This is a genomic window from Ewingella allii, assembly GCF_044430645.1.
GTDB classification, from domain to species: domain Bacteria; phylum Pseudomonadota; class Gammaproteobacteria; order Enterobacterales; family Enterobacteriaceae; genus Ewingella; species Ewingella allii.
Window position 1 is genome coordinate 123,978 of the sequence record NZ_JAWUDN010000006.1, and the last position, 20,893, is coordinate 144,870.

14 protein-coding genes are annotated in these 20,893 nt (G+C 53.9%); 12 read left to right on the forward strand and 2 right to left on the reverse strand.

Annotated elements, in window-relative coordinates:
• The first annotated feature begins 553 nt into the window (after positions 1–553).
• The 12 genes from lrp to SBO83_RS14590 all read left to right on the forward strand — a co-directional run bounded on the left by lrp (position 554) and on the right by SBO83_RS14590 (position 17,452).
• Positions 554–1,048 (forward strand): leucine-responsive transcriptional regulator Lrp, encoded by a 495-nt coding sequence (lrp, locus tag SBO83_RS14535; RefSeq protein ID WP_013574775.1) that lies wholly within the window; start codon positions 554–556, stop codon positions 1,046–1,048.
• A gap of 121 nt (positions 1,049–1,169) precedes the next feature.
• Positions 1,170–4,631, forward strand: coding sequence for a DNA translocase FtsK 4TM domain-containing protein (locus SBO83_RS14540; RefSeq protein ID WP_396131997.1), 3,462 nt, complete (start codon positions 1,170–1,172; stop codon positions 4,629–4,631).
• Between the two features lie 180 nt (positions 4,632–4,811).
• Complete coding sequence (lolA, locus tag SBO83_RS14545) at positions 4,812–5,423, forward strand: outer membrane lipoprotein chaperone LolA (protein ID WP_034789137.1); 612 nt, start codon at positions 4,812–4,814, stop codon at positions 5,421–5,423.
• 7 nt (positions 5,424–5,430) lie between these two features.
• A complete protein-coding gene (locus tag SBO83_RS14550; RefSeq protein WP_396131998.1) occupies positions 5,431–6,774 on the forward strand; it encodes an AAA family ATPase in 1,344 nt (447 codons plus the stop codon).
• Between the two features lie 106 nt (positions 6,775–6,880).
• Positions 6,881–8,173, forward strand: a complete 1,293-nt coding sequence (gene serS, locus SBO83_RS14555) for a serine--tRNA ligase (protein WP_396131999.1) — start codon at positions 6,881–6,883, stop codon at positions 8,171–8,173.
• 286 nt (positions 8,174–8,459) lie between these two features.
• Positions 8,460–10,913, forward strand: a complete 2,454-nt coding sequence (gene ynfE, locus SBO83_RS14560) for a selenate/tellurate reductase subunit YnfE (protein WP_396132077.1) — start codon at positions 8,460–8,462, stop codon at positions 10,911–10,913.
• Between the two features lie 95 nt (positions 10,914–11,008).
• On the forward strand, positions 11,009–13,456 hold the full coding sequence (dmsA, locus tag SBO83_RS14565; protein ID WP_396132000.1) for a dimethylsulfoxide reductase subunit A: 2,448 nt from the start codon (positions 11,009–11,011) through the stop codon (positions 13,454–13,456).
• Between the two features lie 11 nt (positions 13,457–13,467).
• Positions 13,468–14,085 (forward strand): DMSO/selenate family reductase complex B subunit, encoded by a 618-nt coding sequence (locus SBO83_RS14570; protein ID WP_100937623.1) that lies wholly within the window; start codon positions 13,468–13,470, stop codon positions 14,083–14,085.
• A 1-nt stretch (position 14,086) separates the two neighbouring features.
• A complete protein-coding gene (locus SBO83_RS14575; RefSeq protein ID WP_353501540.1) occupies positions 14,087–14,944 on the forward strand; it encodes a dimethyl sulfoxide reductase anchor subunit family protein in 858 nt (285 codons plus the stop codon).
• A 54-nt stretch (positions 14,945–14,998) separates the two neighbouring features.
• Positions 14,999–15,607, forward strand: coding sequence for a Tat proofreading chaperone DmsD (gene dmsD / locus SBO83_RS14580; RefSeq protein ID WP_396132001.1), 609 nt, complete (start codon positions 14,999–15,001; stop codon positions 15,605–15,607).
• Complete coding sequence (napF, locus tag SBO83_RS14585) at positions 15,607–16,167, forward strand: ferredoxin-type protein NapF (RefSeq protein ID WP_396132002.1); 561 nt, start codon at positions 15,607–15,609, stop codon at positions 16,165–16,167. Before dmsD ends, napF begins: the two co-directional genes overlap by 1 nt.
• A gap of 139 nt (positions 16,168–16,306) precedes the next feature.
• Positions 16,307–17,452 carry an MFS transporter gene (locus tag SBO83_RS14590; protein ID WP_396132003.1) on the forward strand — a complete coding sequence of 382 codons (1,146 nt, stop codon included), beginning with the start codon at positions 16,307–16,309 and terminating at the stop codon, positions 17,450–17,452.
• 73 nt (positions 17,453–17,525) lie between these two features.
• Here SBO83_RS14590 and pflA read toward each other — a convergent pair whose 3' ends face one another.
• Both pflA and pflB read right to left on the reverse strand, forming a co-directional pair.
• Complete coding sequence (gene pflA / locus SBO83_RS14595; protein WP_034789169.1) at positions 17,526–18,266, reverse strand: pyruvate formate lyase 1-activating protein; 741 nt, start codon at positions 18,264–18,266, stop codon at positions 17,526–17,528.
• Positions 18,267–18,578: 312 nt separating this feature from the next.
• A complete protein-coding gene (gene pflB, locus SBO83_RS14600; RefSeq protein WP_396132004.1) occupies positions 18,579–20,861 on the reverse strand; it encodes a formate C-acetyltransferase in 2,283 nt (760 codons plus the stop codon).
• Between the last annotated feature and the right edge of the window lie 32 nt (positions 20,862–20,893).

The following is a 20,893-nucleotide window of genomic DNA, read 5'->3' on the forward strand; positions in this document are numbered from 1 at the left end:
CGGCAATGAATATGTTGTGAGCTTGTTATTTTTCCATCAAACGCTGGCCTTTTCGCGGCAAATCCCGACTTTATGTAGGCTTTAGCACGAAAAAGCAGGTTAATTGTTTTGTTATTATTGGTCGTTGAAAGATAGGTAAAAACGAGGCCGTGAGATTTCAATCTGGCACGTTCTTCTGATTTTGCTTCTTTTACTTTGACAATCCGCTGTGCATTTGCGAAAACATCTAGGGACGAAGAAATTAATCGCCTGCCTGTGACTTGAAATTCTACGATCAGCTGCTACCTGACTTGTTCAAGGTGTTGTTTCGCTGGTTTTTTCTTGTGCAGGATTTAGTGAAAACAGCGAGCGTTGCGCAAGCTATTCATTTCACAGCGATATTTCTTCTCGGTATAACGTCATTGAATGCGTTTTCTTTCGACAGGGGACTCACGCAATCAAACGGCATACTCAAACCTAAAACTATCGGGTCTTCGCTTGGGACAAACCCTGACACATTGAAGTTGGCTAGGGTATGGCAGGTGCAGGGAAGGACAGCAGAGAGACAATAATAATGGTAGACAACAAAAAGCGTCCGGGAAAAGATCTCGACCGTATTGACCGTAACATCCTCAACGAACTGCAAAAGGATGGCCGGATCTCCAACGTCGAGCTTTCCAAACGAGTGGGATTATCTCCAACACCGTGTCTGGAGCGCGTTCGTCGTTTAGAACGTCAAGGCTTCATTAACGGATATACCGCGTTGCTCAATCCACACTATCTGGATGCATCGCTGCTGGTGTTTGTTGAGATAACACTCAACCGTGGCGCACCGGACGTGTTTGAGCAATTCAATGCAGCAGTACAAAAACTTGAAGATATTCAGGAGTGTCATTTGGTTTCTGGGGATTTCGACTACCTGTTGAAAACCCGCGTGCCTGACATGTCAGCCTATCGTAAGTTGCTAGGTGAGACATTACTTCGACTGCCGGGCGTTAATGACACCCGCACCTACGTGGTGATGGAAGAAGTAAAACAAACCAACCGTCTGGTTATTAAGACCCGGTAAAGGTTCAGGTGCAAAACCTTATAAATTTAGCTACACTCCTGTGTATCTATACAGCCCCGGCGCCGAGGCCCGTTCTCGGCGCTGTTGCTTTTTCAGCCCACAGGAACCTGGAGAGCCTTTCTTGAGCCAGGAATATACAGAAGATAAAGACGTTACCCTGAAAAAACTGAGCAGTAGCCGCCGCGTGTTGGAAGCTGTTCTGGTAGTGGTAGCCGTTTTCGCCGTTTACCTTATGGCGGCGTTGGTGAGTTTTAACCCCTCAGATCCAAGCTGGTCGCAGACCGCATGGCATGGACCTATTCATAACTGGGGCGGTGGTGTAGGCGCGTGGATGGCCGACACCTTGTTCTTCATTTTTGGCGTATTGGCTTACGCTATTCCCCCTATCATGCTTTGCCTGTGTTGGGCGGCGTTTCGTCAGCGTGATAATCAGGATTACATCGACTATTTCTCTTTGTCGCTGCGACTTATTGGTACGCTGGCGTTGATCCTTACGTCTTGTGGACTGGCAGCCTTCAATATTGATGACCTTTATTACTTTGCCTCAGGCGGCGTGATTGGCAGTTTGCTGACCACGGCGATGACCCCTTGGTTTAACAATGTCGGCGCAACCATGGTTCTGCTCTGTATATGGGCGGCCGGGCTGACACTCTTTACCGGCTGGTCTTGGCTGACAATTGCCGAGAAAATCGGCGGCGCGGTGTTGGGCGTAACGACATTCATGACCAATCGTTCGCGCCGTGACGATGATTATGACTACGAAGATGATCACCATGAAAATGGTGCTCATGATAGCCATGATGATCCGTTACTCGACTCTGACTACGTGCCTTCTGCCGCAGCGAAAGCTGCCGCGGCTGTCACCGCCAGCGCCAACGTTGCACCTGCTAGCGCCGCCGTTGATGATGCCGATGACGTGCTGTTCTCAGCGCCATCGCTGCATGACAATGCCGAGGCCAAAACTCAGCCAGAGGCTGCGCCAGTTCAAGCACCAGCTCCAGCGCCAGAGGCGACTCAGCCTGCTGCACCTGTGGTTGAGATGCCTGCTGCGCCGGTAGCTCAGGAGCCAACTATTGCTCCCGCGCCACCGCTCTATAGCTTTGAAATTCCGCAAGAAACGCCTGCTCCGCAGCAGCCAACCAAGTCGCCATCTTATGATGCCGATGAGCCGCGCATGGGTAACTGGCAGGCGAGCGTGCCTTCCGAGCCGGAACGTTCACCTTTTGACTTCAGCACCGCCCAGCGCGACAGCAGCGAAGTCAACAGTCTGGCGGCCACTGCGGCATTGGCGACAGGTTTGGCACAGGCCGGGCAGTCAGCCAGCTCTGCTAGCAATACCTTTATGCCTGCCTTCAGCGCGGTCAGTGACGGCAATTCGCAGGTCAAAAAAGGCGTGGGTCCTGAGCTGCCAAGGCCAAATCCGGTGCGTATTCCAACGCGTCGTGAGCTGGCTTCTTATGGCATCAAGTTACCTTCACAACGCATTGCCGAGCAGCAGGAGCAGCTTGCTGCCCAGCAACAGCCCGTTATAGATGAAGCGGATAGCGAGCAGGGCGATGATCAAGCCGCATTACAAGAAGCGGCATTGCGCCAGCAGTTTGCTGAGCAGCAGAGTCAGCGCTATGGCGATGAACACGTTGCTTCAGAAGAAGATGAAGAGGCGGCCTTACAAGAAGCCGAGCTTCGTCAGGCTTTCGCTGCCCGTGAGCAGAACCGTTATCAGCAGGATGAGCAGCAGGACACTCAGCCTGCTTACTCTCAGCACAGCGCGCCACAGCAGAACCCAGTCTCTTCTGCGGCGGCCGATGCACTCGCGGCTGCCGCGATGAACATCAGCACGCATGATGCTTTCACCTTCTCGCCGATGGCGGATTTGGTGGATGACACGCCAACCGAACCTCTGTTTACGCTGTCACCGCACAAAGAAGAAGATGAGCCAGAAGTGCCGACCTTTGGCCAAAGCTATCGACAGACAGCGCCGAAGCACGAGCCAATCGAACAATATGAGGCGCCGGAGCAATCTCAACCTGCTCAGCCGAATATGGATAGCCTGATCCATCCATTCCTGATGCGTCACGAGCAGCCGTTGGTAAAACCGACCACGCCGCTGCCGTCGCTCGATTTGTTGACCTCCCCGCCAGCCGAATCTGAGCCGGTGGATGAGTTTGCACTGGAACAGATGGGCAACCTGATTGAAGCGCGTCTGAACGATTACCGCATCAAAGCCGATGTTGTCGATAAGCTACCAGGGCCGGTGATCACCCGTTTCGAACTGGATCTGGCGCCGGGCGTGAAAGCCGCACGTATTTCGAATCTCTCGCGTGACTTGGCGCGTTCGCTGTCGGCGGTTGCCGTGCGCGTGGTTGAGGTTATCCCTGGAAAACCTTATGTCGGGTTGGAGCTGCCAAACAAGAAGCGCCAGACCGTTTACCTGCGCGAAGTGCTGGACTGTGACAAATTCAAAGACAGTCCGTCGCCGCTGACCATCGTGCTGGGCAAGGATATCTCTGGTGAGCCAGTCGTGGCTGACTTAGCGAAAATGCCACACTTGCTGGTGGCCGGTACGACCGGTTCCGGTAAGTCGGTCGGCGTCAACGCCATGATCCTCAGCATGCTCTACAAGGCCACGCCGGAAGAAGTTCGCTTCATCATGATTGACCCGAAAATGCTCGAGCTTTCGGTCTATGAGGGCATTCCACACCTGTTAACCGAGGTGGTAACTGACATGAAAGACGCCGCCAATGCGCTGCGTTGGTGTGTCGGCGAAATGGAACGCCGTTATAAGCTGATGTCGGCATTGGGTGTGCGTAATCTGGCGGGTTATAACGAGCGAGTTGAGCAAGCCGAAGCCATGGGCCGTCCGATCCCCGACCCATTCTGGAAACCGGGTGATGGCATGGCCGCTGAGCCGCCTTATCTGGAAAAAGAGCCATTTATCGTTGTGTTGGTCGATGAGTTTGCTGACCTGATGATGACGGTAGGTAAAAAAGTTGAAGAACTGATTGCGCGTCTGGCTCAGAAAGCCCGTGCGGCCGGTATTCACTTGGTTCTGGCGACTCAGCGCCCATCGGTAGACGTTATTACCGGCTTGATTAAGGCCAACATTCCGACCCGTATCGCCTTTACCGTGTCGAGTAAAATTGACTCCCGTACCATTTTGGACCAAGGCGGCGCCGAGTCCCTGCTGGGCATGGGTGACATGCTCTACATGGCTCCAAACTCGTCGATTCCGGTTCGTGTTCACGGCGCATTCGTCCGTGACCAGGAAGTCCACGCCGTGGTTCAGGACTGGAAAGCGCGCGGGCGTCCTAAGTACATCGACAGCATCCTTGCGGGTGGTGAAGATGGCGAAGGGGGCGGCGGTGGTTTGGACAGCGATGAAGAGCTGGATGCGCTGTTTGATCAGGCCGTAGCCTTTGTGGTCGACAAGCGTCGTGCTTCTATTTCCGGCGTTCAGCGCCAGTTCCGCATCGGCTATAACCGCGCGGCGCGTATCGTTGAGCAAATGGAAGCACAGGGCATTGTGAGTACGCCGGGCCACAACGGTAACCGTGAAGTCTTAGCCCCACCTTCTCACGAATAATACCGTCGAATGCACAAAGGTCGCCATGGCGGCCTTTGTGCAAAGAAGCGTAAACCCCTAGTTTTTCAGACGAATGAGCTACCTTTGTGCCAGCGCCTCCGCTAGAGTTCGCAACATGGGCCTGTGTATTAACATAAGGCAACGTCTGAATCAAAAATGGTTTCTGAGGTAGAGATAAGAATGAAAAAATTGTTAGTTGTTGGTTGTTTATTGACAGCATTTACTTCCGCCTCGGTTTTAGCCGATGCCAGCAGTGACCTGAAAAGTCGCTTGGGCAAGCTGAATACTTTCCATGCCAGTTTCACGCAAACCGTTACCAGTGATGACGGCGCCGCCGTGCAGCAAGGTGAAGGTGAACTGTGGGTTAAACGTCCTAACTTGTTTAACTGGCACATGACCTCGCCGGATGAAAGCATTCTGGTTTCCGATGGTAAAACCCTGTGGTTCTACAACCCATTTGTTGAGCAAGTCACGGCAACCTGGCTGAAAAACGCCACCGGTAACACGCCGTTTATGCTGATCACGCGTAACGACAGCAGTGACTGGGCCAAGTACAACGTTAAACAAAAAGGCGATGATTTCGAATTAACGCCAAAAACGGCAGCCGGTAATCTGAAGCAGTTTGCGATCACCGTGACACCAACCGGCACCATCAAAAGCTTTACTGCGGTGGAGCAAGATGGTCAGAAAAGCGCGTATAGCTTGAAAGGCGAGCAGAACGCGTCGGTTGATGATGCCAAATTCAAATTTACACCGCCGAAAGGCGTGACGGTGGACGACCAGCGTCAGTGAGGTCCCTTTGAGTAATCTGTCACTCGATTTTTCCCATAATGAGTTCCAGCCACTGGCCGCAAGAATGCGGCCAGTTTCACTTGCAGAATACATCGGCCAGCAGCACCTTTTAGCCGCTGGCAAGCCGCTACCGCGCGCGATAGAAGCGGGGCAGCTGCATTCGATGATTTTGTGGGGGCCGCCGGGCACCGGGAAAACGACGCTGGCGGAGCTGATAGGGCGCTACGCCAACGCCGACGTCGAACGTATCTCGGCGGTGACTTCAGGCATCAAAGAGATCCGCGAAGCCATTGAACGTGCGCGGCAGAATCGCGACGCGGGCCGTCGCACCATCCTCTTTGTGGACGAGGTGCACCGTTTCAACAAAAGCCAGCAAGATGCTTTCTTGCCGCACATTGAAGATGGCACCATCACCTTTATTGGCGCGACCACCGAAAACCCCTCTTTTGAATTGAATTCGGCACTGCTGTCCCGCGCCCGTGTCTATCTGCTCAAATCGCTCACTGCCGAGGATATTGAAAAAGTTATCGAGCAGGCGCTGACCAACAAAGAGCGCGGCTACGCCGATCAGAAAATTGTGATTCCCGCTGAGACTCGCCGCATGTTAGCAGAGCTGGTCAACGGCGATGCGCGGCGTGCGCTAAATAGTATCGAGATGATGGCCGACATGGCCGAAATTGACAAAAAAGGCGTGAGAACCCTGACGCCTGAATTGTTGAAGGAGATCTCCGGTGAGCGCAGCGCGCGTTTCGACAATAAAGGTGATCGATATTACGATTTGATCTCCGCGCTGCATAAATCAGTGCGCGGCTCATCCCCCGACGCTGCGCTGTACTGGTATGCGCGTATTATCACCGCCGGTGGTGACCCGCTCTATGTGGCGCGCCGCCTGTTGGCTATTGCCTCAGAAGATGTTGGCAATGCCGACCCGCGCGGCATGCAGGTAGCAATTGCCGCCTGGGACTGTTTCACCCGCGTCGGCCCAGCCGAGGGCGAACGGGCGATTGCGCAGGCCATCGTCTATCTTGCCTGTGCGCCAAAAAGTAATGCTGTTTACACTGCGTTTAAAGCCGCGATGCGCGATGCCCGCGAACAGTCTGACTACGACGTCCCAGAGCATTTACGCAATGCGCCGACCAAGCTGATGAAAGAGATGGGACTGGGCGCAGAGTACCGTTATGCCCATGATGAACCCAATGCCTACGCTGCCGGTGAGAACTATTTCCCGCCACAAATGGCTAACACCCAGTACTATTATCCTTCTTCTCGCGGTCTGGAGGGTAAGATTGGTGAAAAGCTGGCATGGTTGACTGAACAAGATCAAAATAGCCCGACAAAACGCTACCGCTAATATTGCTGTTGCGGTAAGGTTACTTCTGATAACTCTTTGACATGCTGCCTATTCAGGCGGCGTGCTTCATCTAATTCACATTCAAAACAACACGTACAGGATTAGCATGCTCGATCCCAATCTGCTGCGTAATGAGCTAGACGCAGTTGCAGAAAAACTGGCTCGCAGAGGTTTTAAACTCGATGTGGAAACGCTGCGTTCTCAAGAAGAACGTCGCAAAGTCTTGCAAGTAGAAACGGAAACTCTGCAGGCAGAACGTAATGCACGATCGAAATCGATCGGTGCAGCGAAAGCCCGTGGCGAAGACATCGAGCCCCTGCGTCAGGAAGTTAATGAGCTGGGTGAGAGATTGGATGCGGCGAAAGCAGAACTTGATGCTTTGCAGACGGCTATTCGCGACATCGCTTCTGCGATCCCGAACCTGCCAGATGACTCTGTTCCAGCCGGCAAAGATGAAAACGATAATCAGGAAATCAGTCGCTGGGGCACTCCGCGCCAGTATGGCTTTGAAGTTCGCGATCACGTTTCATTGGGCGAGCTGGCCGGTGGGCTTGATTTCGCTTCCGCCGTTAAGCTGACGGGTTCGCGCTTTGTGGTGATGAAAGGGCAGATCGCTCGCATGCACCGTGCACTAGCCCAGTTTATGCTGGACCTGCATACTGAGCAGCATGGCTACAGCGAAACTTACGTGCCTTACTTGGTAAACCAAGACACGCTGTTCGGCACCGGTCAATTACCGAAGTTTGGTGAAGACCTGTTCCACACCAAGCCTTTGGGCGAAGAAGCGGGGAGCAGCAACTACGCGCTGATCCCAACGGCTGAAGTTCCACTGACCAACCTACTGCGCGACGAGATTGTTGAAGAAGAGTCACTGCCAATCAAACTGACTGCGCATACTCCGTGCTTCCGCTCCGAGGCTGGTTCTTATGGTCGTGACACCCGTGGTCTGATCCGTATGCACCAGTTCGACAAAGTTGAGATGGTGCAGATTGTTCGCCCGGAAGACTCAATGCAAGCTCTGGAAGAGCTGACTGCGCATGCTGAAAAAGTGTTGCAGCTGCTCAACCTGCCATACCGCAAAGTGCTGCTGTGTACTGGCGATATGGGCTTCGGCTCAACCAAAACGTATGACTTAGAAGTCTGGTTGCCAGCGCAGGACACTTACCGCGAAATCTCTTCCTGCTCCAACATGGGTGATTTCCAGGCTCGTCGCATGCAGGCTCGCTGCCGCAGCAAAACTGAGAAAAAGCCGCGTCTGGTTCATACCCTGAACGGTTCTGGCTTAGCGGTTGGCCGTACTCTGGTTGCCGTGCTGGAAAACTATCAGTTGGAAGATGGCCGCATTGAAGTGCCAGAAGTTCTGCGTCCGTACATGCGTGGACTGGAAGTGATCGGCTAATGGCGCTATATATTTTATAATATAGCGAAAGGGCGCCTTCGGGCGCCTTTTTTACGTTTTAAAGTGTGCGCCACTCGAAACAATTCACTGCTCTGCTTAAGTAAAGCCCTCCTTTCTTGATAGCAAACAAAGTTTGCTAACCACTAATGAGTAATATCCCCTGCGTAAGAGTGGGTATAAATCATCTGATCATAACGTCTTAGCCCGCTCCCCCTTACCTGATAACTGATCTTCAATGCCCGTGTCGACATGGACTCGCTATCAGGAAAATCACATGGAGCAGAGCATGCGGGATAAAAAGCCAACACAACCTGTCAAAAAAGGCGGTATCAGCCGCCGTACCCTGATGAAATCATCAACTCTTGCCGGGCTAGCGCTGGCTTCGGGGAGTGTCTGTTTACCATTCAGCCGCAAAGCCGTCGCCGATGCCATCCAACCCGCTGCCCATCAGGCAGCAGAGAAAGTGGTCTGGGGCGCGTGCTCGGTCAACTGCGGCAGCCGCTGCGCTCTGCGGCTGCACGTGCGCGACGAAGAAGTTTATTGGGTTGAAACCGACAACACCGGCAATGACCAGTATGGCGATCATCAGGTGCGCGCCTGCCTGCGCGGGCGCTCTATTCGCCGCCGCATGAATCACCCTGAGCGACTCAACTACCCGATGAAACGGGTAGGGAAGCGCGGTGAAGGCAAGTTCAAACGCATCAGCTGGGATGAAGCTTTCGATGAAATTGCCAATAATTTAAAGCGAATCGTCGCCAAGTACGGCAATGAAGCGGTTTACATCAACTATACGTCCGGCATCGTCGGCGGCAATATTACGCGCTCCTCGCCTTATGCCTCTTTAGTGGCCCGTCTGATGAACTGCTACGGCGGCTTCCTCAGCCATTACGGCACCTACAGTACCGCGCAGATCAGCTGCGCCATGCCTTACACCTACGGCAGCAACGACGGCAACAGCACCTCAGATATTGAAAACAGCAAGCTGGTAGTACTTTTCGGCAATAATCCGGCGGAAACGCGCATGAGCGGCGGCGGGATCACTTACTACCTCGAACAGGCCCGCGAGCGATCTAATGCGCGCATGATTGTCATCGATCCGCGCTATACCGACACCGCAGCCGGGCGCGAAGATGAGTGGATCCCCATTCGTCCGGGCACCGACGCCGCCCTGGTCGCTGGCCTGGCGCACGTGTTAATCACAGAAAATCTGGTCGATCAAGCCTTCCTCGACAGCTATTGCATCGGTTATGACGAGAAAACGTTGCCAGCAGGGGCACCAGAAAATAGTCATTACAAAGCCTATATTTTAGGGACAGGTGCAGACGCCACGGCGAAAACCCCGGAGTGGGCGTCGCACATCACCGGTATTCCGGCCGAGCGTATTATCAAGCTGGCGCGTGAGATGGGTCAGGCGAAACCGGCCTATATTTCTCAGGGCTGGGGGCCGCAGCGCCAAGCCAACGGCGAGCTGACTTCGCGGGCTATCGCCATGTTGCCAATCCTGACCGGCAATGTAGGCATCAACGGCGGCAACAGCGGCGCGCGTGAGTCCACTTACACCATCACCATTGAGCGCATGCCGGTGTTAACCAATCCGGTGAAGACGCAGATCTCCTGCTTTAGCTGGACCGATGCTATCTTCCGCGGTCCGGAAATGACGGCCGAAAAAGATGGCGTTCGCGGCAAAGCCAAGCTGGACGTGCCGATCAAGTTCATCTGGAACTATGCCGGTAACACCATCACCAATCAGCATTCGGACATCAATAAAACCCACGACATTCTGCAAGACGACAGCCAGTGCGAAATGATTGTCGTGCTGGAAAACTTCATGACCTCCTCGGCGAAATATGCCGACATCCTGCTTCCAGATCTGATGACCACCGAGCAGGAGGACATCATCCCGAATGATTACGCGGGCAACATGGGGTATCTGATCTTCATTCAGCCCGCCACCAAGCCTAAGTTCGAGCGCAAAGGCATTTATGAGGTGATGAGTGAAGTCGCCCGCCGCCTTGGTCCAGAGGTACACAGCAAGTTTACGGAAAACCGCACCCAGCGCGAATGGCTTCAGTATCTGTACGCCAAAATGCTCGTCAAAGACCCGGCGTTACCGGCCTATGAAGAGCTGCGCCAGATGGGCATCTATAAGCGTAAAGACCCAAATGGTCACTTTGTGGCTTATAAGAAATTCCGCGAGGATCCGCAGGCTAACCCGCTGAAAACCCCTTCCGGCAAGATTGAGATCTACTCCTCGGCGCTGGCGGATATCGCCTCGCGCTGGGAATTGGAGAAGGACGAAACCATCAGCCCGCTGCCGGTTTATGCCTCAACCTTTGAAGGCTGGGATGACCCAATGCGCAGCCAATATCCGCTGCAGATGTTCGGGTTCCATTACAAGGCGCGCACCCACTCGACCTACGGCAATATCGATATTTTGCAAGCCGCCTGCCGTCAGGAGGTATGGATCAACCCACTGGATGCACAGGGCCGTGGCATTAAAAACGGCGACGCGGTGCGCGTATTTAACGGGCGAGGAGAGGTGCGAGTGGCCGCCAAGGTGACGCCAAGGATCATGCCGGGCGTGGTGGCGATGGGGCAGGGAGCCTGGCATCAGGCCAACATGGCCGGAGATCGCGTCGATCACGGCGCCTGTATGAACACCCTGACCACGCATCGCGCCTCGCCATTAGCCAAGGGCAATCCGCAACATACCAATCTGATTCAAATAGAAAAAGTGTAAGCCGAGGCAATGGACCAAGAGATCCATTGCCCATTTTGCCATACCCAAGTTTTGCCTCTGGGCAATTTCCACTAGAGGATATTTAGGAGCAAGTAATGTCGATAAAAAAACAAGGGAAATCATCAACGGGTGAGGGTTTAAGCCGCCGCACCCTGATGAAGAGTTCCGCACTGGTTGGCCTGGCCGCCGCTGCCGGTGGCATCTCGTTGCCATTCCGACAGGCACGCGCCGACCAATCGCCAGCCACGGCTACCGCTCAGAATGAAAAAGTAGTCTGGAGCGCCTGTACCGTGAACTGCGGTAGCCGCTGTCCGTTGCGGATGCACGTGGTTGACGGCGAAATTCGCTATGTGGAAACCGATAACACCGGCGATGACGATTACGAAGGGCTGCACCAGGTCCGAGCCTGCCTGCGCGGTCGCTCCATGCGCCGCCGCGTGTATAACCCGGACCGCCTGAAATATCCGATGAAACGAGTCGGCGCGCGCGGCGAAGGCAAATTCGTGCGCATCAGCTGGGAGGAGGCTTTCGACACCCTCGCCGGCAGCATGAAGAAGATCATCAGCCAGTACGGCAACGAAGCGATTTATCTCAACTACGGCACCGGCACGCTGGGCGGCACCATGACCCGTTCATGGCCACCGGGCGCGACGCTGATTGCCCGTCTGATGAACTGCTGCGGCGGCTACCTCAACCATTACGGCGACTACAGCTCGGCGCAGATCGCCGAAGGGCTGAACTACACCTACGGCGGTTGGGCGGATGGCAACAGCCCGTCGGATATTGAAAACAGCAAACTGGTAGTGCTGTTCGGCAACAACCCTGGCGAAACGCGCATGAGCGGCGGCGGGGTGACTTACTACATTGAACAAGCGAGGCAAAAATCCAAGGCGCGGATGATTATCATCGATCCGCGTTACACGGATACTGGCGCAGGCCGTGAAGATGAGTGGCTGCCGATCCGCCCTGGCACGGACGCCGCACTGGCCGCCGCGCTGGCCCACGTGATGATCAGCGAAAATCTGGTAGATCAGCCCTTCCTCGACAAATACTGCGTCGGCTATGACGAGAAAACCCTTCCCGCTGGCGCGCCGAAGAATGGCCACTATAAGGCCTATATTCTCGGGCAGGGCGCCGACGGTATCGCCAAAACCCCAAGCTGGGCGGCCAAAATTACCGGCATTTCGGCTGATAAAATCATCAAGCTAGGCCGCGAAATTGGGCAGGCCAAACCGGCATTTATCACCCAAGGCTGGGGGCCACAGCGCCACTCGAATGGCGAAACCGCCACTCGCGCAATAGCCATGCTCGCCATACTGACCGGCAACGTGGGCATTAACGGCGGTAACTCAGGGGCGCGTGAAGGCTCTTACAGCCTGCCTTTTGTGCGCATGCCGACCTTCGAAAACCCGGTTCAGACCAGCATTTCCATGTTTATGTGGACCGACGCGATTTTCCGCGCCACGGAAATGACTGCCACCCGCGACGGCGTGCGCGGCAAAGAGAAGCTGGATGTGCCGATTAAGTTCATCTGGAACTATGCCGGTAACTGCCTGATAAACCAGCACTCTGACATCAACCGCACTCACGATATTCTTCAGGATGATAAAAAGTGCGAGATGATTGTGGTGATTGATAACCACATGACTTCCTCGGCCAAATACGCCGATATCGTGCTACCGGACTGTACCGCCTCTGAGCAGATGGATTTCTGCCTAGATGCCTCGGCGGGCAACATGTCCTACGTGATTTTTGCCGATCAGGCCATCAAGCCGCGTTTTGAATGCAAAAACATTTATGAAATGACCAGCGAACTGGCCAAGCGCATGGGCGTGGAGCAGAAGTTCACCGAAGGGCGGACGCAGGAGGAGTGGCTACGCCATCTCTATCAGCAATCCATGCAAGCTATTCCGGCACTGCCGGATTTCGACACTTTCCGCCAGCAAGGCATGTTCAAACAGCGCGACCCGCAGGGCCATCACGTGGCTTATAAAGCCTTCCGCGAAGACCCAGTGGCCAACCCGCTGGCTACGGCGTCGGGCAAAATCGAGATCTATTCAGCCCCACTGGCAGACATCGCCGCTACGTGGCAGTTGGAAAAGGATGATGTAATCGATCCTCTGCCTGTCTACGCCGCCGGTTTTGAAAACTATGACGACCCGCTTGCCAGCACCTATCCGCTGCAATTAACCGGCTTCCACTACAAGGCCCGCGTGCACTCCACCTACGGCAACGTCGACCTGCTCAAAGCGGCCTGCCGTCAAGAGATGTGGATCAACCCATTAGACGCCGCGGCGCGGGGTATCAGCAATGGCGACATGATCCGCATTTTCAACGCGCGTGGTGAAGTGCAGATTGCCGCCAAAGTGACGCCGCGCATGATGCCTGGCGTGGTGGCTCTCGGGGAAGGGGCCTGGTACTCGCCGGACAGCAAGCGCATCGATCGCGCCGGCAGCATCAACGTTCTGACTTCACAACGGCCTTCCCCTCTGGCGAAAGGTAATCCTTCTCATACCAACCTTGTGCAAGTGGCGAAGGTTTAAAGGACTAAGTTATGACAACCCAATATGGTTTTTATATAGATTCAAGCCGCTGCACCGGGTGCAAAACCTGCGAGCTAGCCTGTAAAGATTTCAAAAACTTAACGCCGGACGTCAATTTCCGCCGCATTTATGAATATGCCGGCGGTGACTGGCAGCAGGACGGCGACGGCTGGCATCAAAACGTCTATGCCTACTACCTCTCTATCTCCTGCAACCACTGCGAAGACCCGGCGTGCACCAAAGTCTGCCCGAGCGGCGCGATGCATAAACGCGAAGATGGCTTCGTGGTAGTCAATGAAGAGGTGTGCATCGGCTGTCGCTATTGCCACATGGCCTGTCCTTACGGCGCGCCGCAGTACAACGCGGCTAAGGGGCACATGACTAAGTGTGATGGCTGCTACGAGCGCATTGCCGAAGGCAAAAAGCCGATTTGTGTCGAATCTTGCCCGCTGCGCGCGCTGGATATGGCACCGATTGAAGAGCTTCGCGAGAAATACGGCACGCTGGCGCAGGTCGCTCCACTGCCGGGCGCGCACTTTACCAAGCCGAATATTGTGATTAAGCCGAACGCGAACAGCCGTCCGGTCGGCGACACCACGGGTTACTTAGCTAACCCGAAGGAGGTTTAAGATGGGAAACGGATGGCATGAATGGCCTTTGATGGTCTTTACGGTGTTAGGTCAGTGCGTGGTCGGCGGTTTTATTGTGCTGGCGATCGCGCTGTTGGGGAATAGAACGCGGGAAGAGACGCGCCGCATTCACCTTTCTATGTTCTTTCTCTGGGTGCTGATGGCGGTGGCGTTTATTGCTTCAGTGCTGCACTTGGGGTCGCCACTGCGCGCCTTCAATTCGCTAAATCGCCTTGGCGCATCGCCGCTGAGTAATGAGATTGGCAGCGGCTCGCTGTTCTTCGCTTTGGGCGGCATTTACTGGCTGCTGGCGGTGTTGAATAAGATGCCGCAGGCGCTGGGCAAAGTCTGGCTGGTGGTCACTATGCTGGCGGGCGTTGGCTTTGTTTACGCCATGTGCCGGGTGTATGAAATCGACACCGTGCCGACCTGGGACAATGCTTTCACGGCACTCAACTTTGCTCTTACTGTGCTGATTGGCGGCCCGCTGCTGGGCTATTTGCTGCTGCGCGGCGCGAACATCCAAGGGTGCGGACTCAGGCTGCTGCCGATGATTAGCGTGGTGGCTCTGGTGGCGAGTATCGCGGTGATGATGATGCAAAGCGCCAGTCTGGCAGGCATTAACAGCTCGGTACAGGCCGCTTCGGCGCTTATCCCGCAATACGGCGCGCTGTCGGTATGGCGCGTGGTGTTGGTGGTACTCGGGCTGGGCTGCTGGATTTGCCCACTGGTGATGCGTAAACGCCCGGCGGTGGCCTCGCTGGTTCTGGCCTTCGTGCTGGTATTTGCCGGTGAGCTGATCGGACGCGCCATTTTCTATGGTCTGCATATGACCGTGGGTGTTGCCATCGGCAGCTAAGCTTCACAGGGCCCGCGCCGTCGTGAGGCCGCGCGGGCTAAAAACGAGTCAACTATGTCTACTGAAACTATCGCCGTAACTGGCAAAGTGCTAGGCGCACTGCTTTACTTCCCGCCCGATTCACCGCAGGTTTTCCCGCTGATCCAATGGCTGCAAGAGGGGGCGTGGAAAAGCGAATGGCCCTATTTAACGGCTAACGCTGCAGCTGATATCGAGGCTTTATTGCAGCAAAGTTTGAGTGAGGAAGAGTCATGCGAAGAGGCGTTTCAGCGGCTGTTTGTCGGGCCATATGCCTTACCGGCTTCGCCTTGGGGTTCAGTCTATCTGGATAAAGAGAGCGTCCTGTTTGGCGATTCAACCCTCAAACTGCGCGAGTGGATGCGCCAGCGCGACATTGAAACTCAGCTTGTTCAGGCCGAACCCGAAGATCACATTGGCTTAATGCTGATGATGGCCAGCTGGCTGGCGGAAAACGATCCCCAGCATCTGGACGCGTTTTTAGCCGAGCATCTGCTGCCTTGGTCTTCCCGCTATTTGTCCTTGCTCGAGCAAGGCGCGGTGCATCCGTTTTATCAAGCCGTGGCGCGTCTGGCGCAAATCACGCTGGATGGCTGGCAGCAGTTCTGCCCATTGGCGGTGGTTGAGCAGGAGCTTTACCGTTAATGAGCGATTCGCGTGATGCCAACTACTACCGGGCGTGGATGAGTTCGCGGAAAGTTAGCCGTCGCGGGCTGTTTCGCGGCTTCTTCGCCTCCGGCCAGCGCGCCGTTGAAGACAATCGCGATGCCGGCGTGTTAGTTCGCCAGTGCGCTCGCCCGCCACAGGCCATCGCCGAGCCGCTTTTTTTGCAAGCGTGCGACGGCTGCGGGGAGTGCCGCGATGCCTGCCCGATGGGCATCATCGCCGTGGAACAGGGCAAGGCAACGCTGCAAATTGAGTACGCCGAGTGCGACTTTTGCGGTGCTTGCACTCACGCCTGTCAGCGCGGGCCATTAGAGGCGACGGTGGTGATGGATACCGGGCTGCGTCCGGTTATTTCTCAGCAGTGTCTGGGACGCCTCGATAACTTGTGCAGAATGTGTGAAATAGCCTGTCCGCGGACGGCAATATTTTTTAATCAACATAATCAACCGGTGATAAATAACGATAACTGTAACGGCTGCGGTAAATGCAAACTCGTTTGTTATCATGGTGATATTAGTTTGTCATTACAACCTTCATGAGTTCTTAGCGTTGGATTGATTAGCGTTTTAAATCATCGACTCACAGTTTGTGCTGATACCGATTTTCAGCCAATTGACTTTTAAATCGCCAGTGGCATGATGCGCGCAATTTCTTCGCTTCTTGGTCGCCAACTTCCCTATGTCCGCCTACTCTCGCCCGGTAATTTTATTATTATGTGGGCTACTTTTGCTGACGGTTTCTATCGCTGTACTCAGTACACTAGTGCCGCTTTGGCTCAGCCATGAAATGCTGCCTACCTGGCAGGTCGGACTGGTGAGTTCATCCTATTATTCGGGCAACCTGGTGGGCACGCTGATCGCCGGTGCGGTGATTAAGAAGCTAGGGTTCAACCGCAGTTATTACCTCTCCTGCATGGTATTTGCCGCCGCGACCGCCGGACTAGCACTGTCAATGAGCTTCTGGAGTTGGATCAGCTGGCGCTTTATGGCCGGTGTGGGCTGTGCGCTGATTTGGGTCATTGTGGAAAGTGCTCTGCTGCGCAGCGGTACAGTGCGTAACCGTGGTCAGCTGCTGGCGGCCTACATGATCATCTATTATATCGGTACCGTGGTCGGACAGCTGATGCTCGGCATAGTCTCGACCGAACTGTTCAGCGTGCTGCCGTGGGTGACATCGCTTATCGCCATTTCCATCCTGCCTCTGCTGTTCACCCAGATAACCAATCAGGACAGCGAGCTGCCGCGCACCTCTATTTGGCCGATGCTAAAACGTCGCAGCGCGCGCTTGGGTATCAACGGCTGCGTGATTTCAGGCATTATTCTCGGCTCGCTGTACGGCTTAATGCCGCTGTTCCTTAACCATCAGGGCATGAGCGATGCTGACGTGGGATATTGGATGGCGTTGCTGGTCAGTTCGGGGATCATCGGGCAGTGGCCGGTAGGGCGTTTGGCCGACCGTTATGGTCGCCTGATTGTGCTGCGTGTGCAGGTGTTTGTGGTGATCCTTGGCAGTATTGCGATGCTCAGTGGCTATGCGATGGCGCCAACCCTGTTTATCCTCGGCTGCGCGGGCTTTACTCTCTATCCGGTGGCGATGTCATGGGCCTGTGAGAAGGTCAATCCGGAAGAGCTGGTGGCGATGAATCAGGCGCTGTTGATGAGTTACACCATCGGCAGCCTTGCCGGGCCAACCATGACCGCGATGCTGATGCAAAACTATTCCGACCGTCTACTTTTTGTGATGATTGCCGCCGTGGCTCTGGTTTATCTGGTAGTTCTGCTGCGTAAAGCTGACAAACATCAGACTCCGGTGGCGACGGCCTAAAGCCAACTCACGGTAAACAGACATAAAAAAGCCCGAACCTTCGGGCTTTTTTATTTGTGCGGATACGGAAGGGTTAGTACATCACTTTGTGGCCGTAGCCTTCAAGAATGCCTTTCACTCTGTCCATGATCTCTTTAGTCGGCGGGTTGACGCCGTCCAAACCATAGGTCTCGCCCATGGCGGTCCATTTGTGTTTACCCAGCTCATGGTAGGGCAGCAGTTCAATCTTCTCGATGTTGGTCATGTCTTTGGTGAACTCACCGAGCAGATGCGCCGATTTGTCATCATCCGACCAACCCGGAACCACTACATAACGGATCCAGGTACGCTGATTGCGTTTTGCCAGATAACGGGCGAATTCCAGTGTGCGGTGGTTCGACACGCCAACCAGATTCTGGTGAATATCGTCGTTCATCTGTTTGAGGTCGAGCATGACTAAGTCAGTCACGTCGAGCAGCTCATCAATCACCGGGTCATAGCGACGAACAAACCCGTTGGTGTCGAGACAGGTATTGATGCCTTCTTTCTGGCACGCGCGGAACCAGTCGCGAACGAATTCAGCTTGCAGGATCGCTTCGCCACCCGAAGCCGTGACCCCGCCGCCCGAGGCGTTCATAAAGTGGCGATAGGTGACCACTTCACTCATTAAATCTTCAACATTGATCTCTTTGCCTCCATGGGTGTCCCACGTATCGCGGTTGTGGCAATACATGCAACGCATCAGGCAACCCTGGAAGAACACAATAAAACGTATGCCTGGGCCATCTACCGTGCCACAGGATTCATAAGAGTGGATGCGACCTTGAACTGACATTGCGGGTTTTTCTCCAATATTGACCAATAAGTTGCAGTCTAAATGCGCGGATGCTGGCCTGGCAGAGATAAACTGAAAGTAACCCCATATCCTTGAGGATTCTCTGGTTGCTACTTGTTAATAATAACAGACAATTAGTAAGGTTGATTGCTATAGCATCGCGGATTTGCTTTGCCAGAAGCCTCTGTCACTAAGACTCTGGCAAAGCAGACTTATTCTATAAAGTCTTCATCAAAGAGCAGGGCTTGATGTTAAAAAGGCTCCACGGTTGTGGAGCCTTTATGTTTTGCGGCTAACTTACCGCTGTATTACTTACAGCGTTTTGGTGAAGGTACGGGTGATCACGTCTTGCTGTTGTTCTTTGGTCAGCGAGTTGAAACGCACTGCGTAACCAGATACACGGATGGTCAATTGCGGATATTTTTCCGGATTTTCCATCGCATCTAACAGCATTTCACGGTTCATTACGTTGACGTTCAGGTGCTGACCGCCTTCGATGTTTGATTCGTGGTGGAAGTAACCATCCATCAAGCCAGCAAGGTTGGCTTTACGGACATCATCATCTTTACCCAGCGCGTTTGGCACGATGGAGAAGGTGTATGAAATACCGTCTTTCGCGTAAGCAAACGGCAGTTTAGCGACGGAGGTCAGAGAGGCAACGGCACCTTTCTGGTCACGACCGTGCATTGGGTTAGCACCCGGACCGAATGGAGCACCGGCGCGGCGACCATCTGGCGTGTTACCGGTTTTCTTACCGTAAACCACGTTAGAGGTGATGGTAAGAACAGACTGAGTTGCCACAGCGCCGCGGTAGGTACGCAGTTTCTGAATTTTCTTCATGAAACGTTCTACCAGGTCACAAGCGATGTCATCTACACGAGAATCGTTGTTACCGAACTGCGGATATTCACCTTCGATTTTGAAGTCAGTCGCCAGACCGTCTTCGTCACGAATGGTCGTCACTTTGGCGTATTTGATTGCAGACAGGGAGTCAGCAGCCACGGACAGGCCTGCGATACCACACGCCATTGTGCGATAAACATCACGGTCGTGCAGCGCCATCAATGCAGCTTCGTAGCTGTATTTGTCGTGCATGTAGTGAATGATGTTCAGGGCAGTCACGTACTGTTTAGCCAACCAGTCCATGAAGTGGTCCATGCGGGCCATAACTTTGTCATAGTCCAGCACTTCATCCATCATTGGCGCTTCTTTCGGGCCAACCTGGATTTTCATTTTTTCATCAACGCCGCCATTGATGGCGTACAACATGGTTTTCGCCAGGTTGGCACGTGCGCCGAAGAACTGCATTTGTTTACCAACAACCATTGGGCTTACGCAGCAAGCAATTGCGTAGTCATCGTTGTTGAAGTCAGGACGCATCAGGTCATCGTTTTCATACTGTACGGATGAAGTATCGATTGAGACTTTCGCTGCGTATTTTTTGAAGTTCAGTGGCAGTTTTTCAGACCACAGGATGGTCATGTTTGGTTCCGGTGAAGGACCCATGGTGTACAGCGTGTTCAGGAAGCGGAAGCTGTTTTTGGTCACCAGAGTACGGCCGTCAACGCCCATACCTGCCAGAGATTCCGTTGCCCAGATTGGGTCACCGGAGAACAGTTCATCGTATTCAGGAGTACGCAGGAAGCGAACCATACGCAGTTTCATAACCAAGTGGTCAATCAGCTCTTGTGCAGCTTCTTCAGTCAGAGTGCCAGCTTTGATATCACGCTCGATGAACACGTCAAGGAAGGTAGATACGCGTCCGAAGGACATTGCTGCACCGTTCTGAGATTTAACCGCGGCCAGGTAGCCGAAGTAAGTCCACTGAACAGCTTCTTGTGCGTTAGTTGCAGGACCTGAAATGTCGTAGCCATATTTCGCTGCCATTTCTTTAATCTGGCCCAGTGCGCGGTGTTGCTCAGAAATCTCTTCGCGCAGTTGGATGGTCATTTCCAGATTTACGCCATTTTCCAGGTCATTTTGCAGAGACTGGAACTGTGCGTATTTGTCAGCCATCAGGTAATCAATACCGTACAGCGCAACGCGACGGTAGTCACCGATGATACGGCCACGGCCGTAGGCATCTGGCAGACCGGTCAGAACACCGGATTTACGGCAGTTCAGGATGTCTTTGGTGTAAACATCGAAAACGCCTTGGTTGTGAGTTTTACGGTATTCGGTGAAGACTTTTTTCAGCGCTGGATCCAGTTCACGACCATAAACTTTACATGAACCTTCAACCATCTTAATGCCGCCGAATGGGATCAGGGCACGTTTCAGAGGAGCATCAGTCTGCAGACCGACGATGGTCTCAAGAGATTTGTTGATGTAGCCCGCATCGTGAGAGGTGATAGTTGCCGCGACATCGGTATCAAAATCAACTGGAGCGTGGGTGCTGTTCTCCAGTTTGATGCCTTCCATCACTTTTTCCCACAGGGTAGAAGTCGCTTCAGTTGCGCCAGCTAAGAAAGACTCATCACCTTCATACGGGGTGTAGTTTTTCTGAATGAAGTCACGGACGTTAACTTCATTCTGCCATTCGCCAGCACTAAAACCTTGCCATGCGTTGGTCAATTTTTCATTGAGCTTGGACATTATGCACCTACCTTCTAATTTGGCTTTCTTTA

What these genes read in the sequence shown, in the direction of transcription:
- lrp (WP_013574775.1), top strand. Translation starts at nt 554, where the DNA reads ATGGTAGACAACAAAAAGCGTCCGGGAAAAGATCTCGACCGTATTGAC.
- SBO83_RS14575 (WP_353501540.1), top strand. Translation starts at nt 14,087, where the DNA reads ATGGGAAACGGATGGCATGAATGGCCTTTGATGGTCTTTACGGTGTTA.
- pflB (WP_396132004.1), bottom strand. Translation starts at nt 20,861, where the DNA reads ATGTCCAAGCTCAATGAAAAATTGACCAACGCATGGCAAGGTTTTAGT.
- napF (WP_396132002.1), top strand. Translation starts at nt 15,607, where the DNA reads ATGAGCGATTCGCGTGATGCCAACTACTACCGGGCGTGGATGAGTTCG.
- SBO83_RS14570 (WP_100937623.1), top strand. Translation starts at nt 13,468, where the DNA reads ATGACAACCCAATATGGTTTTTATATAGATTCAAGCCGCTGCACCGGG.
- pflA (WP_034789169.1), bottom strand. Translation starts at nt 18,266, where the DNA reads ATGTCAGTTCAAGGTCGCATCCACTCTTATGAATCCTGTGGCACGGTA.
- ynfE (WP_396132077.1), top strand. Translation starts at nt 8,460, where the DNA reads ATGCGGGATAAAAAGCCAACACAACCTGTCAAAAAAGGCGGTATCAGC.
- dmsA (WP_396132000.1), top strand. Translation starts at nt 11,009, where the DNA reads ATGTCGATAAAAAAACAAGGGAAATCATCAACGGGTGAGGGTTTAAGC.
- SBO83_RS14590 (WP_396132003.1), top strand. Translation starts at nt 16,307, where the DNA reads ATGTCCGCCTACTCTCGCCCGGTAATTTTATTATTATGTGGGCTACTT.
- dmsD (WP_396132001.1), top strand. Translation starts at nt 14,999, where the DNA reads ATGTCTACTGAAACTATCGCCGTAACTGGCAAAGTGCTAGGCGCACTG.
- serS (WP_396131999.1), top strand. Translation starts at nt 6,881, where the DNA reads ATGCTCGATCCCAATCTGCTGCGTAATGAGCTAGACGCAGTTGCAGAA.
- lolA (WP_034789137.1), top strand. Translation starts at nt 4,812, where the DNA reads ATGAAAAAATTGTTAGTTGTTGGTTGTTTATTGACAGCATTTACTTCC.